The following is a 16,147-nucleotide window of genomic DNA, read 5'->3' on the forward strand; positions in this document are numbered from 1 at the left end:
GACGCAAAGGTGCCAAGGGTCGAGTCTAAGGGTCGCGGGGCGGGTGGGGCGCCCGTGGGCCGCTCAGCCCAGATAGGCCGGCGTGCTCACGGGCAGCATAAATCGGAACTCCGCGCCGCCTCCGGGGCCGCGGCCGACCGTGATGGTGCCGCCGTGGGCCTCGACGATGCCCTTGACGATGTAGAGGCCCAGGCCCGTGCCGCCGCGCTTGCTGCCCCGCCAGAAGCGGGTGAAGACGCGGCTCATCGACTCCTCGGGGATGCCGGGGCCTTCGTCGCTCACGGTGACGGCCGCTCCCCTCTCGTCGCTCTTCGCCGGTGCGGGTGCCACGTCGATGGTGACAGTTCCCTCGCCGTGCCGCACCGCGTTTTCGAGCAGGTTGCCGAGGACCTGGTCGACCTTGTCCGGGTCGGCCCACACCGCGGGCAGCGGCTGACAGGTGCGGACGAGGAAGCGGCCGGGGTCCTGGCCGGCCGCGGTGTGCGCCTGCACGTGGCGCTCGACGGCGGCGGACAGGTCGACGGGCTGGCGGCGCAGCTCCAGGCGACCGGAGTCGATCCGGGAGATGTCCAGGAGTTCGGTGATGAGGCGGGTGACCCGGTTGGCGTCCGCGTACACCGTCTCCAGCATCAGGCGCTTCTGGTCGTCGGTGAACCGCTCCCACTTGGCCAGGAGCGTCGCCGTGAAGCCCTTGACCGAGGTGAGCGGCGAGCGCAGTTCGTGGGCGACGGTCGCGATGAGCTCGGCGTTGCTGCGCTCGGTGCGGCGGCGGGCCTCCGTGCCGCGCAGGCTGACGACCAGGCGGCGGACCGGGCCGGTGGGGGTTCCGCGCACATAGCGGGCGGAGACCAGGACCTCGCGCCCGCCGGGCAGCAGGAGGTTGCGCTCGGGCTGGCCGGTCCGGGTGGCGAGGCCGCCGTAGGGGTCGGTCAGCTCCCACCAGCGGCGGCCCTTGAGGTCTTCGAGCGGCAGCACCTCCGCCACCGGGCGGCCGAGGGCGGCGGCCGAGGGCACGGCGGTGATGCGGGCGGCGGCGGCGTTGAAGCAGATGATCCGGCCGGTCCCGTCGGCGACGACGAGCCCGTCGGGGAGGTCGTCGGGGTCCAGGCCGAGGACGTCCGCGACGGCGGGGCCCTGCGGTCCGCCGTCGGCGCGCACGACGGCCGCGTGAGCCGCGTGCGGCCCGCTCATGCCGACAGCCATTCCCGTACCCCACTCTCGAACCGGTGCAGTGGGCCCCCGAGTGCGTCACCCTACTAGGGGTCGGTGACGGAGCGACACCCCGTCGGGGCTCTCCGTCGAAGTGAGAGAGCGCGTGGCGGGGTCAGCCGGTGGTGCGGCGGGGGCGCTGGGCACGCGCGGAGGCGTAGAGGCAGACGGCGGCGGCGGTGGCGAGGTTCAGGCTCTCCGCCTTGCCGTGGATCGGGACCCGCACCACGGCGTCGGCCAGGGCGCGGGTCTCCTCCGGCAGGCCCCACGCCTCGTTGCCGAAGACCCAGGCGGTGGGTCCGCCCATCGTGCCCGCGTCCAGTTCGTCGTCCAGGTCGTCCGAGCCGGCCCCGTCGGCGGCCAGGATGCGGACGCCCGCCTCGCGCAGCCCGCGTACGGCCTGTTCGACCGGGACGCCCACGGCGACCGGCAGGTGGAAGAGCGAACCGACCGAGGCGCGCACCGACTTGGGGTTGTACAGGTCGACGGAGGCGTCGGTCAGGACCACCGCGTCGGCGCCCGCCGCGTCGGCGCAGCGCAGGACGGTGCCGGCGTTGCCGGGGTCGCGGACATGGGCCAGGACGGCGACCAGCTTGGGCCGGGCCGCGAGGATCGCGTCGAAGGGTGAGTCGAGGAAGCGGCAGACCCCGATGAGCCCCTGCGGGGTGACGGTCTGGGAGACGTCGGCGAGGACGTCGGGACCGGCGAGGTGGACGCGGGCGCCGGCCGCGTGGGCGGCGTCGATGATGGCGGCGTAGCGTTCGGCGGCCTCGACGGTCGCGAAGAGTTCGACCAGGGTCGGTTCGCCGTCGTCGCCCCGGTGCTCGGCGGCCTCGCGCACGGCCTGCGGCCCCTCGGCGATGAACCTGCGCTCCTTGCCGCGGAAGTTGCGCCTGGCCAGCCGCCGGGCGGCGGCGACTCGCGGCGAACGCGGGGAGATCAGTTCGGGGATGCCCATGATCGGCGGCGAGCCTCTCTGCGTACGAAGGTGCGGGTCGTGACAGGTGGTGACGGGGGTGCAACGCACCGGACCCGCAGACGGCGAGCGCCTGCGGGTCCGGCTCGAAACCGAGAAGTGCGGCCCTGGGTCAGGCGGCCTTCGGGGCGTTGACGTCGCTCGGGAGGGCCTTCTGGGCGACCTCGACGAGGGCGGCGAACGCGTTGGCGTCGTTGACCGCGAGCTCGGCCAGGATCTTGCGGTCCACCTCGACGTTGGCGGCCTTCAGACCCTGGATGAGGCGGTTGTACGTCATGCCGTTCTGGCGGGCAGCCGCGTTGATGCGCTGGATCCAGAGCTGACGGAAGTCGCCCTTGCGCTTCTTGCGGTCGTTGTAGTTGTAGACCAGGGAGTGGGTGACCTGCTCCTTGGCCTTGCGGTACAGGCGCGAACGCTGACCGCGGTAACCGCTGGCCTGCTCGAGGATCGCCCGGCGCTTCTTGTGTGCGTTGACTGCCCGCTTGACGCGTGCCACTTGTTAACTCCTTGCAGCGGGGCCGTGGTCGTACTCACACGGCCCGGAAACGAATGGGTCCCGGTCGGATCGAGGGCGCGTCCCCGGGCTCACCGGGGACGACGGCCTCACTTGCCGAGAAGCTTCTTGACCTTCTTGGCGTCGGCCGGAGCCGCGACGACCGTGCCGGTCAGCGAGCGCGTCTTCTTGGACGACTTGTGCTCGAGCAGGTGGCGCTTGCCGGCCCGCTCGCGAAGCACCTTGCCGGAGCCGGTGATCTTGAAGCGCTTGCTGGCACCGCTGTGCGTCTTGTTCTTCGGCATCGCGCCGTTCTCTCCTCGTCAGTGGCGCCCCTCTCGGTGCGGGCACCGGACTGCAGGGGCGTCAGATCTTGATGGGGGTTCCGGGAGGACCCGGGGGTGCCTGGGTGGCACCCCCCGCGGTCACGCCTCGGAAGGTGTCTCGGCCTCGGCCTCGGGCGCCGCCTCGGCCGGAGCCTCGGGGGCCTGGTCCGCGGGCGCGGCGTCGGGGGTGTTGTTCCCCTGGCGCTCCGCCTTGCGGGCGGCCTGGGCCTCGCGGGCCTCGGCCATGGCTTCGGTCTTCTTCTTGTGCGGGCCCAGAACCATGATCATGTTCCGGCCGTCCTGCTTCGGGTTGGACTCGATGAAGCCGAGTTCCTCCACGTCCGAAGCGAGACGCTGGAGCAGTCGGAAGCCCAGCTCGGGGCGGGACTGCTCACGACCGCGGAACATGATCGTGATCTTGACCTTGTCGCCCTGCTTGAGGAACCGGACGACGTGACCCTTCTTGGTGTCATAGTCGTGCGGGTCGATCTTCGGCCGGAGCTTCATCTCCTTGATGACCGTGTGCGCCTGGTTCTTGCGCGCTTCACGGGCCTTCATGGCCGACTCGTACTTGAACTTCCCGTAGTCCATGAGCTTGCACACGGGCGGACGGGCGGTTGCCGCCACCTCGACCAGGTCGAGGTCGTACTCCTGTGCGAGTTCCAGGGCCTTGGCAAGCGGCACAATCCCGACCTGCTCGCCGCTGGGACCGACAAGTCGCACCTCGGGCACGCGAATCCGGTCGTTGATGCGGGGCTCGGCGCTGATGGATCCTCCTCGGTAGCACCACGCGACCGCCTGGCGGACAGCCGCGTAACGTCTGTTTCAGACAGACCAACCGCATCGGAGCAACAAAAATGCCCCGGACGGGACACAGGCGGGGCTCCTGGAAAACCGGAACACCGCCACGGTGAACCGCGGGGCGCATCGGGCGGCTCCATCGTCCGTACGGAACGATGGGCGCCACCTGACCGGTGACCCGCCGCCCTGAGGGCGGCCAGGTGGGAGAGCGGAGCCTCCACTTGTGGGCCGGACACATAGCTGTCCAGCCGGTCGTCACCCTAGGTTAGCAGCTCGGCCGGGCAGGCACCAACCGGCGTGCGCACGGGCTCCCGCGGGCGGAGGGCGGGCGCCGGGGGCCTATCGTAAGGCGCATGAGTGACGCGACCCCCAGCAGTGATTCCCCCGGCTTCGACGAGATGGCCCGCGACATCGCGGAGGTGCCCGCCGTCGAGGTGATCGTGACGGTCGCCGTCAACCTGATGAGCGCCGCCGCCGTGAAGCTCGGTCTGACCGAGGACGGCGACGCCCACAAGGACCTGGACGAGGCCCGCAAGCTGGTGCACGCGCTGGCCGGCCTGCTGGACGCCAGCACCACCGAGATCAGCTCCTTCCACGCCGCCCCGCTGCGCGACGGCCTTAAGTCCCTCCAGCTGGCCTTCCGCGAGGCGTCGCTCGTTGCGGACGAGCCGGGTCAGGGCCCGGGCGAGAAGTACACCGGCCCGGTCTTCGGCTGAGCGCCCCCTTTTCCTTCCGTACGTGCATGAGCCCCCTGCCGGTCCTCTCGGCAGGGGGCTCTTCGCGTCGGGCGGTCAGCGCGTGAACAGGGGCTCACCCGGGGTGTGCGCCCCGGCCGGGAGCAGCGCGAGGTCCAGACCCCGGACCAGCCGGGCGCGCAGCACCTCGTCGGCCGCCAGCGCGCGGGCGACGCGGCCCGCCGCCCCGGCCGGGTCCGCGTCCGCCGCCAGGACCAGAGCGAGGGTGCCGTCGGCGCTGCCGGGGCCGAGGTGGGCACGGAGCACGGCGGGCTCGGCGGCGACCGCCGCGCGGACGGCGGCGGTGACCGCGGGGTCGTCCAGCGGGTCCGCGCTGGTACGGCCCTCGGCGACGGCGCGCAGGGCGGCCCCGGTCAGCTCGAACGCCACCGGCCCGGCGAGGTCGAGCACCACCGTGTCGGCCTTCTCGTGCGCGGCGGCCTGGAGCGCCTGGTGCAGCGGTACGGCGACGGGGCGGGCCTGCGGGTCCCACCGGGCCAGGGACGCGGTGGAGGTGAAGGCGGGCAGGGCGCGGCGGTCCCCGGCCTGGAGGGTGGGCACGGCCATGTCACTGGTCTTCTCGCGCCGCAGCCCGCCCACCCGTCTCCCACCACCACCCTTGCCGGACGCTGGGCGGCCCACCTCGATGTCCTCCTCCACCTCGCCGAGGACGGCCACCACGGGAACCAGGAGCCGGGCCCCCTTCAGGGCTTCGAGGACCGGCGCGACGGCGGTGCGGTCCTCGGCCCAGGCGGCGAGCGCCGAGGCCAGGGCGGGGTCGGCCGTGCCGTCGTCGTCGGAGTAACCGGGGTCCGGGATGTTCTTCTGCGCCACAGGGCGAGCGTAGTGCCTGGCCGGCGGCGCCCGGTCAGCGGTGCCGGGTGGACGGGGAGCGCCCGCGCCACAGCAGCGCGCCCGCCGCCAGCAGGAGCACGCCGAGGCCCGCGGCCGCCGGGGCGAGCCATCGGGCCGGCCCGTCGTCCTCGGGCTCGGGCGCGGGCCCGGCGCCGAAGTACCGCTTGCGGTAGCCGGCCGGGGCGGAGTCACCGGTCGCGTCGGCGGAACCGGGCGCGTCTGCGGAACGGAGGCCGTCGCCCGCCTCGATGGCCGCGGCCGGGTCGACGATCCCGTGGCCGCGTGCGTCGTCGCGGCCGCCGGCGGGGGCGTCGCGCGCGGTGTCGGTGAGCAGCTTCCTGATCTGCGCGGGCGTGAGCCGGGGGTGCGCGGACTTCACGAGGGCCACCGCGCCGGAGACGAACGCGGCGGCGGCGGACGTGCCCCACTCCACGTAGTACTTGTGGTCGGGTGCCGGTACGACGATGTCGTCGCCGGGGGCGCTCACGGTGGCGTACCAGCGGCGGGTGGAGAACGAGGCGTGGGTGCCGTACCGGTCCACGGCCGCGGCGGCGATCACCCCGGGGTAGGCGGCGGGGTACGAGATGTGGTCGCCCTTCTCGCCCCCGTTGCCGGCCGAGGCGACGACGACGGCGCCCTTCTTCAGCGCGTACTGGACGGCGGCGTCCTCGCCCGGCTCGGGGTGCGCGGACTCGCTGTCGTCGCCGAGGGAGAGGTTGATGACGTCGGCGCCGTGGTCGGCGGCCCAGCGGATGCCGTCGGCGAGCGCGGTGCCCCGGGTCCTGCGGGCCTCGGCCCGGTCCGGGTCGCTCGCTTCGAGGATGACGCGGACCGGCAGGATCTTCGCCTCGGGCGCGATGCCGAGGACGCCGTCGGCCCGTCCGCTGCCGTGGCCCCGGCCCGCGATGATCCCGGCCATGGCGGTGCCGTGCCTGGCCCATGCCTTGTCGCCGCGCCCGGCGCCGAAGCCGATGAGGTCCTTGCCCGGCAGGACCTGGCCCGCGAGGTCCGGCAGACTGCCGTCGACCCCGGTGTCGACCACGGCGACGGTGACGCCCTCGCCGCGCGTGGTCTCCCAGGCCCGCTCGGTGTGCAGGGCGGCCAGGCCCCACTGCTGGGCCCGGATGGTGTCGGCCTGGGCGGGGGCCGCGGGGAGCAGGACGAGGGCGGTGGCCGCGCAGAGAGTGCTCAGAGCGTGTTTCATTCCGGCTGCTCCACGAGGTCGGCCACGTGGGTGCGGAGCGCGCGTTCGACGCCGTCCGAGAGGCCCTTGGCCTCGTGGCCGAGTCCGGCCTGGGCGGCGGGGGTCGTGGCGCCGGTGGCCATGGCCCGGTCGGCGGGCTGCGGCGGGGTGCTCACGCGTCCGTCGGCGAACCCGGTCACGGCGAAGGCGACGACGGGGATCTCGGTCAGCACGTGGACGGACCAGCTGGCGCGCTGCCGTGCGCCGAAGGAGGCGGCCGGGCCGTCCTTCACGGGGTAGGTGCGGGGCAGCAGGTCGGTGCGGCGGTCGAGGTGCCGGTCGGCGAACCGGGCGCCGAGGGCCCGCATCGCGTCGGCGTCGGCCTCGGCGAAGACGAGCCCGACCGTCGTGACACTGCTGGCGGTCGCGTCGGTGTACGTGGCGCGCAGGACGTGGGCGCAGCCGACCGTGCGCAGCGTCTTGGCGAGCAGCGGGTCGAGCGCGTCGGCGCAGCCGCTGTCGGGCGCGACGGCGAGCCTCGTCCAGATCCGGTCGGCGCCGCCGGGCCCGGTGCCGTCGCCCTTCAGGGTGCCGGGGAAGAGGGTGTCCACGGGGATGCTGTGCCAGGCTTCCCGGCCCACGGTGTACGCGCTGCGGGTGGCGGGATCGTCGTCGGAGCCGCCGGTGAGCCGGCTTCCGGCGACGGACCCGGCGATCAGCCCGAGCCCGAGGACGCCGCAGACACCGGCGGCCACGGCCCTGCGGGGGCGGCCCGGTGCCCCGGGGGGCGGTGCGGGGTCGTGCGCCGACGGGGTGGGTCGGGGCGGGGTCGCCGGGCGGGGCGGGACGGGGGCACGTCGTGCTTCGGTGCTCATCCGCCCCCCTGGTCCGTTCCGTACCGCGCGTCCCCCGCCCGCGGTCGGGGCCCCGTTCGCCGCGTGGGCGTCACTCTACGGGCTGCGGAGATCCGGGGGGGGGAGCGTGCGGCCCGCGCACCGGCGGATCTGCACGGATCATCCCCCTACCCAGCGGTAGAACCGTCTGGCAAGCTGCGGCCATGACTGCCCGAGCCACTGACCGGGCCCGTTACGACCGGGCCACCGCCCATCTCGACGCTCCCGTCGCCGTCGTGGACCTCGAGGCGTTCGACGCCAACGCGGACGATCTCGTACGCCGGGCGGCGGGCAAGCCGGTCCGGGTGGCGAGCAAATCGGTGCGCTGCCGGGCCCTGCTGGAGCGGGTGCTGGCCCGGCCCGGGTTCGCCGGGATCATGTCGTTCACGCTCGCGGAGTCGCTGTGGCTGGCCCGGGCCGGGTTCGACGACGTGCTGCTGGCGTACCCCTCCGCCGACCGCCCGGCGTACGCGGAGCTGGCCGCCGATCCGAAGCTCGCCGCCGCCGTGACGGTGATGGTGGACGACCACGCCCAGCTGGACCTGATCGACGCGGCGCGGGCGGGCGGCGGGCAGGAGATCCGGGTCTGCCTGGAGCTGGACACCTCGCTGCGGATGCTCGGCGGCCGGGTCCGGATCGGGGCCCTGCGTTCGCCGCTGCGCTCCCCCGCCCAGCTGGCCGACGTGGCCAGGTCCGTGGTCCGGCGCCCCGGTTTCCGGCTGGTCGGGCTGATGGCGTACGAGGGGCACATCGCGGGTGTCGGGGACGCGGTGGCGGGGCGTCCGCTGCGGTCCCGGGCGATCCGGCTGATGCAGGCCACGGCCCGTAAGGAACTGGCGGCCCGGCGGGCCGAGGTGGTGCGGGCGGTCCGGGCCGTGGCGCCGGACCTGGAGTTCGTGAACGGCGGCGGCACGGGCAGTGTGCAGCACACGGCGGCGGAGGACGCGGTGACGGAGATCGCCGCCGGTTCGGGGCTGTACGTGCCGCGCCTGTTCGACAACTACACCTCGTTCACCGCCCGCCCGGCGGCCCTGTTCGCGCAGCCCGTGGTACGGCGGCCGGGCGTGGGCGTGGTGACCGTGCTCGGGGGCGGCTATCCGGCGTCGGGCGCGGCCGGGGCGGACCGGCTGCCGGTCCCGTATCTCCCGGAGGGGCTGCGCTACGACCCGCAGGAGGGCCCGGGCGAGGTGCAGACCCCGCTGCTGGGAGCCCCGGCCGACGATCTGCTGATCGGTGACAAGGTGTGGTTCCGGCACGCGAAGGCCGGTGAGCTGTGCGAGCGGTTCGACGCGCTGCACCTGATCGAGGGCGAGCGGGTGACGGCCACGGTTCCGACGTACCGGGGCGAGGGCCGTACGTTCCTGTAGGCCGTGTCCTAGCCGGCCGGGTGCTCGACGGAGCTGCCGACGCCGCCGCCGGTCGCGTCGTCACCGATCGGGCGGATGCCCCGCGTGAGGGTGTCCATGAGGGCCAGGGGCGGTCCGTCGGGGCCGGCGTCGAAGGCGTACCGCACGATGACGGGCGACTCGCTGCCGACGGGCGAGGGGAAGGCGAGGGACTGCACGTAGCCGCCGGGGCCGTGGGCGGTGGTGACCTTCCAGCGGACGTAGTAGCCGGTGCGGCCGGCCACGGTGACCTCGCCGGCGGCGGTCTGCCGGTGGCCGGTGATGCCGCCGTGGGTGCGCCGGCCGACGATGTCCTCGTCGTAGGCGCGGTCGGCGGCCTCGGTGATGTCCTCCTTGGCGAGGGCTTGGGGGGTGGTGGCGTCGGTGCCTCCGGGGGTCCGGGTGGTGACGGTGCCGGGGTAGCAGTACGTGGAGGAGGCGCCGGGGCATGCGTACGACTTCTCGGTGCGCATCGTGAGGAGCTGGCCGGAGGTGCGCTCCGGCCGCTCCCAGCCGTCCGGGATGGGCAGTGTGATGCCGTTGAGCTGGTCGGTGAGCACGTCGGCGTCCTCGTGCACGGGGGTGCCGTCCGGTGAGGGGTCGTCGTCCCCGGGGACTCCGTCGGTACCGGTCCGGGTGGGCGGCTGCGAGGCGTGGGCGGCCGGGGTCTCCGGCTCGTCGTTCCCGGTGAGGAGCACGGCCCCGGTCACGACGGCGCCGACGACGACCGCTCCGGCCGCCACGAGGGCGACGGCCCGGGCGCTCCCGCCGCCCCGCGGAACCGGGGCCGGGACAGCCGTCGGCATCGGCGCCGGGACGGGCGCGGCGGCGGGTGCGCGGGTGTGCGCGGTCCACGCCGTCCCGTCCCACCAGCGCTCGGTGCCGGGCGCGGAGGTGTCCGGGTACCAGCCGGGCGGCGTCGGGTAGCTCATCGCTCCACTCTAGAGAGCGGTCTACAGCGGTGTGACGTAGGCGCCGGAGATGCCGCCGTCCACCAGGAAGTCGGTGGCGTTGACGAACGAGGAGTCGTCGCTGGCCAGGAAGGCGACGGCGGCGGCGATCTCGGTGGCCTCGGCGAACCGGCCGAGCGGGATGTGCACCAGCCTGCGGGCCGCCCGCTCCGGGTCCTTGGCGAACAGCTCCTGGAGCAGCGGGGTGTTGACCGGCCCGGGGCAGAGCGCGTTGACGCGGATGCCTTCGCGGGCGAACTGGACGCCCAGTTCCCGGGTCATGGCCAGCACTCCGCCCTTGGACGCGGTGTACGAGATCTGCGAGGTGGCCGCGCCCATCCGGGCCACGAAGGAGGCGGTGTTGATGATGGAGCCCCGGCCCTGGCGGCGCATGTAGGGCAGGGCGGCCTTGCAGCACAGGTAGACGGAGGTGAGGTTGACGTCCTGGACTCGCTTCCACGCCTCCAGCTCCGTGGTCAGGATGGAGTCGTCCTCGGGCGGTGAGATGCCCGCGTTGTTGAAGGCGATGTCGACCGATCCGTAGGTGTCGTCGGCCGTGCGGAACAGCTCGGCGACCTGTCCGGGGTCGGTGACGTCGACGCGTACGAAGGTGCCGCCGACCGCTTCGGCCGCCGCCTCGCCGGCCTTCGCGTCGACGTCGCCGCAGACGACGTGCGCTCCCTCGGACGCGAGCCGGTGGGCGGTGGCCAGGCCGATGCCGCTGCCGGCGCCGGTGACGACGGCGGTGCGGCCGACGAGGCGGCGGCAGATGATTGCGGGGTCCGTGGTCATGGGCGTTTCATGCCTCCGTGCTCAGGAAGACGTTCTTGGTCTCGGTGAAGGCGCTGAGGGCGTCGGGCCCCAGCTCGCGTCCGACGCCGGACTGCTTGAACCCGCCGAACGGGGTCCAGTAGCGGACCGCCGCGTGCGAGTTGACGGAGAGGTTGCCCGCCCGGACGGCCCGGGACACGCGCAGGGCGCGCCCCACGTCACGGGTCCAGAGCGAGCCGGCGAGCCCGTAGTCGGTGGCGTTGGCGAGGCGCACGGCGTCCGCCTCGTCCTCGAAGGGCAGCACGACGGCGACGGGTCCGAACACCTCCTCGGTGGCGACGGGCGCGTCCGCCGGGACGTCGGTGAGGACGGTCGGCGGGAACCAGAAACCGGGCCCCTCGGGCGCGCTCCCCCGGATCGCGGCGGCGCCCTCGGGTACATGACCGCGTACGCGTTCGAGTTGCGTACGGGAGATGAGCGGGCCCATCCGCGTCTTCTCGTCGGCGGGGTCGCCGACGGTGTACGCGGCGACGGCCGGGGCGAGGTGTGCCAGGAACCGGTCGTACGCGGAGCGCTGGACGAGGATGCGGGTGCGGGCGCAGCAGTCCTGGCCGGCGTTGTCCAGGAAGGAGTCGGGTGCGGCGGCCGCGGCGGCCGGGATGTCGGCGTCGGCGAAGACGATGCTGGGGCTCTTGCCGCCGAGTTCGAGGGTGACCCGCTTCAGGCGGTCGGCGCACTTGGCCATGATCCGCTTGCCGGTGCGGGTGGAGCCGGTGAACACGATCTTGGCGACGTCCGGGTGTTCGACCAGGGCGTTGCCGGCCTCGTCGCCCGCGCCGGGCAGGACCTGGAAGAGGTGTTCGGGCAGGCCCGCCTCCAGGGCGATCCCGGCGAGGCGGAGGGCGGTGAGCGGGGTGGTCTCGGCGGGTTTCAGGATCACCGCGTTGCCGGCGGCGAGGGCGGGGGCGGTGCCCCAGGCGGCGATGGGCATCGGGAAGTTCCAGGGAGCGATGACGCCGACGACGCCCAGGGGTTCGAGGATCGTGAGGTCGATGCCGCCGGGGACGGGGATCTGCCGGCCGCTGAGCCGTTCCACGCCACCGGCCGCGTAGTCGAGCAGGTCGCGGACGTTGCCGGCCTCCCAGCGTGCGTTGCCGATGGTGTGGCCGGCCTCCCGGACCTCCAGCCAGGCCAGCTCCTCGGTGCGGGCGTCGACGGCGGCGGCGAACCGGCGCAGCAGCCGGGCCCGGTCGGCGGGGGCGAGCGCGGCCCAGGTGTGCTGGGCGGCGGTGGCGCGGACGACGGCGGTGCGGACGTCCTGGGCGGAGGTGGCGGGGACGGTGGCGACGACCTCTTCGGTCGCCGGGTTCAGGACGTGGTGCTCGTGGATCACGGGGTCCTCACAGCGGTCGTGGCCTCGCGGGCGTCGTGGTCACAGGCGTTCGAAGGAGCGGCGGAGTTCCCAGTCGGTCACCGCGGCGTCGAAGGCGTCGAGTTCGACGCGGGCCATGGTGCGGTAGTGCGCCACGACGTCCTCGCCGAACGCCTCGCGGGCGATCGCGCTCTCCTCCCAGAGGGCGGCTGCCTCGCGCAGGGTGGCCGGGATGTGGTCGTAGTCGGCGGTGTAGGCGTTGCCCTCGCAGGGTTCGGGGAGTTCGAGCCCGTGCTCGATGCCGTACAGGCCGGCGGCGACGAGTCCGGCGACGGCCAGGTACGGGTTGACGTCGCCGCCGGGGAGCCGGTTCTCGAAGCGCAGCGAGGCGCCGTGGCCGACGACGCGCAGGGCGCAGGTGCGGTTGTCCTGGCCCCAGGCGACGGCGGTCGGGGCGAAGGAGCCGGGGCGCAGCCGCTTGTACGAGTTGATGTTCGGCGCGAAGAGGAGGGAGAGGTCGCGCAGGGCGGCGAGCTGGCCGGCCAGAAAGTGCCGCATCACGGGTGACATCTCTCCGTCCTCACCGGCCATGACGGAGCGTCCGGGGTCGGAGGTGGAGCGCAGCGAGAGGTGGGTGTGGCAGGAGTTGCCCTCGCGTTCGTTGAACTTGGCCATGAAGGTGAGCGCCATGCCCTCCTGGGCGGCGATCTCCTTGGCGCCGGTCTTGTAGACGGCGTGCTGGTCGCAGGTGACCAGGGCCTCGTCGTAGCGGAACACGATCTCGTGCTGGCCCGGGTTGCACTCACCCTTGGCCGATTCGACGGCCAGGCCCGCGCCCGCCATCTCGTTGCGGATGCGGCGCAGCAGGGGCTCGACGCGGCCGGTCCCGAGGACGGAGTAGTCGACGTTGTACTGGTTGACGGGGGTCAGCTCGCGGTAGCCCCGGTCCCACGCCTGCTCGTAGGTGTCCTTGAAGACGATGAACTCCAGCTCGGTGCCGACGTGGGCGGTGTAGCCGTGCTCGGCGAGGCGTTCGAGCTGGCGGCGCAGGATCTGCCGGGGCGCGGCGGTAACGGGGGCGCCGTCGGCCCAGGCGAGGTCGGCGAGGACCAGGGCGGTGCCCTCGTGCCAGGGCACCCGGCGCAGGGTGGTGAGGTCGGGACGCATGGCGAAGTCGCCGTATCCGTTGTCCCAGGAGGACATGGCGTAGCCGTCGACGGTGTTCATGTCGGTGTCGACGGCGAGGAGGTAGGCGCAGCCTTCGGTGCCGTGGCGGACGACCTCGTCCAGGAAGAAGGGGGCGGCGAAGCGCTTGCCCTGGAGCCGTCCCTGCATGTCGGGGAAGGCCAGCACGACGGTGTCGATCTCCCCGCCGTGCACGAGGCGGCGCAGGTCTCCGAGCGCGAGCGGGGCGGTGCGGTCGGACACGGACGGGTCCTCTCCTCGCGGGCCGGCGGGCTCGTACAAATCTATGGCGAGGGCGGGTGTTGTGGGTACGGTGCCGGGGTGTTCCGCGCGCCGTACGAGGGAGGGCACCGGTGAACCGTCCGCTGGTCGGGATCAGCAGCTACCTGGTGGCTTCGGCGCGCTGGGGCGTATGGGACCTGCCGGCGGCGCTGGTGCCCGCCGGGTACGCCCGGATGGTGCGGGAGGCGGGCGGCCTGGCGGTGCTGCTGCCGCCGGACGCGCCCGGGTTCGCCGCGGAGACCGTGGCCCGGCTGGACGCGCTGGTGGTGGCGGGCGGTCCCGATGTGGAGCCCGGGCGGTACGGGGCGGGGCGCGACCCGCGCACCGGGCCGCCGGCGCCGGAGCGCGACGTCTGGGAGACGGCGCTGATCGGCGCCGCACTGGAGGCGGGGACGCCGTTGCTCGGGGTGTGCCGGGGGATGCAGCTGCTGAACGTGGTGTGCGGGGGCACCCTGACCCAGCATCTGGACGGCCACGGCGGCCCGGGCGGGGCGGTGGGCGTGTTCGGCTCGCACCTGGTGACGCCGGTCCCGGGCACCCGGTACGCGTCGCTGGCGCCCGCCCCGTGCGAGGTACCGGCCTACCACCATCAGGCCGTGGACCGGATCGGCACCGGCCTGGTGGCGTCGGCGCACGCGGCGGACGGCACCGTCGAGGCGGTCGAACTCCCCGGAGACCACTGGGTCCTGGGGGTGCAGTGGCATCCGGAGATGGGCGAGGACTTCCGCGTGGTGCGGGGCCTGGTGGAGGCGGCAGGGGATGAGGGCGTGGTGCGAAAGTAGCGCCGTCCGCCCACAGGGCGGACAGGCGGGACTTTCGCACCACGCCCTAGAGGCGCCGGCGCAGCCAGGTCAGGGCTGCGGCGCCCTGGGCGGCCTGGAAGGCCCGGAGCGTCGGCAGGCCGGGCGGGGCGGGGCGCAGCGCGTTCTCCGTGAAGTACCCGGCGAGGGCGGCGAGTACGGCGGTGACGGCGTCGGGGTCCGCGTCCCGGCCGAGCGGGTGGGCGGTGAACAGGGCGTCCGGGTCCGGGCCGCCCTCTCCGGAGCCGTAGCCCTGGGCGGCCACGCACGGGAGCATCAGCAGCAGGTCGAACCAGGGCGCGGCGCACACCGCGTGCGGCCAGTCCACGAAGACGGTCCGGTCCCCGGTGAGCAGGATGTTGTCGGCGCGCAGGTCGCTGTGGGCGAGGGTGTCCCCGGCAGCGGCCCCGGACCAGCCGGCCTCCAGCTCCGCGAGCGCGGCGAGGTGGGCGGCTGCCCAGGGGTCGAGGCGGGCATCGCCCCCGGCGGCGTGCAGGGTGCGCCAGCCGTCGAACATCGAGGACTTGCCCCAGGCGGCCGAGGCCACGTCGGCCGGGGCCGGGGTGAGGGCGCGGGAGAGGTCGCCGACGGCCGTCAGGACCCGGTCCAGCTCGTCGCGGTCCCAGGGCACCCGGGGCTGGCGGCCGTCGATGTCCTCCAGCACGAGGGCGACGCAGCTGCCGTCGTCGTACGAGCCGAGCAGCCGGGGCACGGGCGCGTTCGCGGGGAGCGACGCCGTGACGCGGGCCTCGGCGCGGTGCATGTCCGGGCTGTCCGGGTTCACCTCGGCGCTCACCGCCTTGACGAAGGCCCGGCCGCCGTTCGCGAGCCGGACCCGGGCGGCGACTCCGGGCGAGAAGCCGCCGCTCTGGCTGCGGGCCTCGGTGACCGGTGCGCCGAGGATGTCCTCGACGGCTTCGCGTACGGCGGCGGGCAGCGCGGACCAGGGGTGGCGGACGCCCCGCGCGGGCGGTGCGGTGGCGGTCATCGGTGCGCCTCCCCGGGGTGCGTCCAGGTCAGGGGCGTGGGTCCGCCGGGCTCGCCGTAGCCCAGCGAGCGGTACAGGCCCTCGCCCTCGGGCGTCGCGGTCAGGCTGATCCGGGAGCACCCGGCCTCGACCAGGTGGTCGTGGACGGCCCGGAAGGTCAGGCGGGCGTATCCCTGCCGCCGGTGGCCGGGATCGGTGGCGACCGAGGCGATGTGCCCGACGTACGGGGCACGGCCCGGCCGGGGCAGGGACCGCGTGTACTGGCCCACCGAGCTGGACAGCAGCCGGTCCCCCGCGTCGATCACATAGGCGACGAAGTGCGGGTCGGCGGCGAGCCGTTCGCGGAAGTACGCCTCGCACACCGGGGTCCAGTCGGGCTCCGGGACGAGGCCCATGGAGGCGAACATGACCAGGCGCAGCCGGGTGACCTCGGCGGCGTCGTCCGCGCCGGCGCGTCTCAGGTGCGGCGGGGTGCTCATGGGGCGTCCTTTCGGTGGGGTGCCGTGCCCCGCAAGGGTGTCGTGCCCGGGCGGGCGGCGTCGCCCCGTTTTCCTCAGGACGGGCCCCGGTCAGACCAGGAGGCCGACGCCGGTCAGCAGCATCACCGCGGAGGTCGCGGCGTGGACGCCGTAGGCGGTCGCCCTCGGCCCGCCGCTGCGCAGCACGACCAGCGCGTCCCCGGCGGGTATCACGGCGAACACCAGCAGGTACCAGCCCAGGACCGACGAGCTCGCGACGGCCATCAGGACGAAGACGAAGGCGCCGGGCGCGATCTCCCGCAACCCCTTCACGCGCAGCCAGGGCTGGAAGCCGCGGTCCTCGACCGGCGCGTCGGGAATGCCGAAACCGGCGGCACCCTGCGGTCTGATGAGGACGTTCGCGCCCATGAGGACGAGGCCCGCGCCGAGGAGACCGGCGAGGACGGTGGCAATGGTGGTGAGCAT

General features: G+C 74.1%; 18 protein-coding genes. 3 read left to right on the plus strand and 15 right to left on the minus strand.

The window, feature by feature from the left end:
• Positions 1–63: 63 nt before the first annotated feature.
• The 5 genes from ACLQ2N_RS29840 to infC all read right to left on the minus strand — a co-directional run bounded on the left by ACLQ2N_RS29840 (position 64) and on the right by infC (position 3,772).
• Positions 64–1,203, minus strand: a complete 1,140-nt coding sequence (locus ACLQ2N_RS29840; RefSeq protein WP_425817834.1) for an ATP-binding protein — start codon at positions 1,201–1,203, stop codon at positions 64–66.
• Between the two features lie 121 nt (positions 1,204–1,324).
• Positions 1,325–2,167 carry a TrmH family RNA methyltransferase gene (locus ACLQ2N_RS29845; protein WP_425817836.1) on the minus strand — a complete coding sequence of 281 codons (843 nt, stop codon included), beginning with the start codon at positions 2,165–2,167 and terminating at the stop codon, positions 1,325–1,327.
• A gap of 130 nt (positions 2,168–2,297) precedes the next feature.
• Positions 2,298–2,681, minus strand: a complete 384-nt coding sequence (gene rplT / locus ACLQ2N_RS29850; RefSeq protein WP_143625552.1) for a 50S ribosomal protein L20 — start codon at positions 2,679–2,681, stop codon at positions 2,298–2,300.
• A 107-nt stretch (positions 2,682–2,788) separates the two neighbouring features.
• Positions 2,789–2,983, minus strand: coding sequence for a 50S ribosomal protein L35 (rpmI, locus tag ACLQ2N_RS29855; RefSeq protein WP_018103793.1), 195 nt, complete (start codon positions 2,981–2,983; stop codon positions 2,789–2,791).
• A 120-nt stretch (positions 2,984–3,103) separates the two neighbouring features.
• On the minus strand, positions 3,104–3,772 hold the full coding sequence (gene infC, locus ACLQ2N_RS29860) for a translation initiation factor IF-3 (RefSeq protein WP_425818169.1): 669 nt from the start codon (positions 3,770–3,772) through the stop codon (positions 3,104–3,106).
• 386 nt (positions 3,773–4,158) lie between these two features.
• Between infC and ACLQ2N_RS29865 the strand changes: the two genes are divergently transcribed.
• Positions 4,159–4,521 (plus strand): DUF1844 domain-containing protein, encoded by a 363-nt coding sequence (locus tag ACLQ2N_RS29865; RefSeq protein ID WP_425817839.1) that lies wholly within the window; start codon positions 4,159–4,161, stop codon positions 4,519–4,521.
• Between the two features lie 75 nt (positions 4,522–4,596).
• On the opposite strand, the gene ACLQ2N_RS29870 is transcribed toward ACLQ2N_RS29865, so the two are convergent.
• The 3 genes from ACLQ2N_RS29870 to ACLQ2N_RS29880 are packed head-to-tail and all read right to left on the minus strand — an operon-like array spanning position 4,597 to position 7,332.
• The gene (locus ACLQ2N_RS29870; protein ID WP_425817841.1) at positions 4,597–5,373 is read right to left on the minus strand and encodes an SseB family protein; all 777 of its coding nucleotides are present in this window, start codon (positions 5,371–5,373) and stop codon (positions 4,597–4,599) included.
• A gap of 34 nt (positions 5,374–5,407) precedes the next feature.
• Positions 5,408–6,598 (minus strand): type VII secretion-associated serine protease mycosin, encoded by a 1,191-nt coding sequence (gene mycP / locus ACLQ2N_RS29875; RefSeq protein WP_425817843.1) that lies wholly within the window; start codon positions 6,596–6,598, stop codon positions 5,408–5,410.
• Positions 6,595–7,332, minus strand: coding sequence for a hypothetical protein (locus ACLQ2N_RS29880; protein WP_425818171.1), 738 nt, complete (start codon positions 7,330–7,332; stop codon positions 6,595–6,597). The genes mycP and ACLQ2N_RS29880 overlap by 4 nt, the downstream gene beginning before the upstream one ends.
• A 302-nt stretch (positions 7,333–7,634) precedes the next feature.
• Here ACLQ2N_RS29880 and ACLQ2N_RS29885 point away from each other — a divergent pair, with 302 nt between their 5' ends.
• On the plus strand, positions 7,635–8,837 hold the full coding sequence (locus ACLQ2N_RS29885; protein WP_425817845.1) for an amino acid deaminase/aldolase: 1,203 nt from the start codon (positions 7,635–7,637) through the stop codon (positions 8,835–8,837).
• Positions 8,838–8,845: 8 nt separating this feature from the next.
• Here the strand turns inward: ACLQ2N_RS29885 and ACLQ2N_RS29890 are convergent, their stop codons facing one another.
• Genes ACLQ2N_RS29890 through ACLQ2N_RS29905 form a run of 4 tightly spaced genes read right to left on the minus strand, consistent with a single transcriptional unit; the run spans position 8,846 to position 13,376 of the window.
• Complete coding sequence (locus ACLQ2N_RS29890; RefSeq protein ID WP_425817847.1) at positions 8,846–9,787, minus strand: DUF2510 domain-containing protein; 942 nt, start codon at positions 9,785–9,787, stop codon at positions 8,846–8,848.
• 21 nt (positions 9,788–9,808) lie between these two features.
• Positions 9,809–10,597 carry a 3-oxoacyl-ACP reductase gene (locus ACLQ2N_RS29895; protein ID WP_425817849.1) on the minus strand — a complete coding sequence of 263 codons (789 nt, stop codon included), beginning with the start codon at positions 10,595–10,597 and terminating at the stop codon, positions 9,809–9,811.
• A 7-nt stretch (positions 10,598–10,604) separates the two neighbouring features.
• Positions 10,605–11,969, minus strand: coding sequence for an aldehyde dehydrogenase family protein (locus tag ACLQ2N_RS29900; RefSeq protein WP_425817851.1), 1,365 nt, complete (start codon positions 11,967–11,969; stop codon positions 10,605–10,607).
• A gap of 39 nt (positions 11,970–12,008) precedes the next feature.
• On the minus strand, positions 12,009–13,376 hold the full coding sequence (locus ACLQ2N_RS29905) for a glutamine synthetase family protein (RefSeq protein WP_425817853.1): 1,368 nt from the start codon (positions 13,374–13,376) through the stop codon (positions 12,009–12,011).
• 110 nt (positions 13,377–13,486) lie between these two features.
• Between ACLQ2N_RS29905 and ACLQ2N_RS29910 the strand changes: the two genes are divergently transcribed.
• Positions 13,487–14,197: a gamma-glutamyl-gamma-aminobutyrate hydrolase family protein gene (locus ACLQ2N_RS29910; protein ID WP_425817855.1), complete on the plus strand. Its 711-nt coding sequence runs from the start codon at positions 13,487–13,489 to the stop codon at positions 14,195–14,197.
• A 46-nt stretch (positions 14,198–14,243) separates the two neighbouring features.
• Here the strand turns inward: ACLQ2N_RS29910 and ACLQ2N_RS29915 are convergent, their stop codons facing one another.
• The 3 genes from ACLQ2N_RS29915 to ACLQ2N_RS29925 all read right to left on the minus strand — a co-directional run bounded on the left by ACLQ2N_RS29915 (position 14,244) and on the right by ACLQ2N_RS29925 (position 16,147).
• Positions 14,244–15,203, minus strand: coding sequence for an aminoglycoside phosphotransferase family protein (locus ACLQ2N_RS29915; RefSeq protein WP_425817857.1), 960 nt, complete (start codon positions 15,201–15,203; stop codon positions 14,244–14,246).
• On the minus strand, positions 15,200–15,682 hold the full coding sequence (locus tag ACLQ2N_RS29920) for a GNAT family N-acetyltransferase (protein ID WP_425817859.1): 483 nt from the start codon (positions 15,680–15,682) through the stop codon (positions 15,200–15,202). The genes ACLQ2N_RS29915 and ACLQ2N_RS29920 overlap by 4 nt, the downstream gene beginning before the upstream one ends.
• A gap of 90 nt (positions 15,683–15,772) precedes the next feature.
• The gene (locus ACLQ2N_RS29925) at positions 15,773–16,147 is read right to left on the minus strand and encodes a DUF4267 domain-containing protein (RefSeq protein WP_425817861.1); all 375 of its coding nucleotides are present in this window, start codon (positions 16,145–16,147) and stop codon (positions 15,773–15,775) included.

Origin of the sequence: Streptomyces sp. DT224 (assembly GCF_049844595.1) — a bacterium.
Classification (GTDB): Bacteria; Actinomycetota; Actinomycetes; order Streptomycetales; family Streptomycetaceae; genus Streptomyces.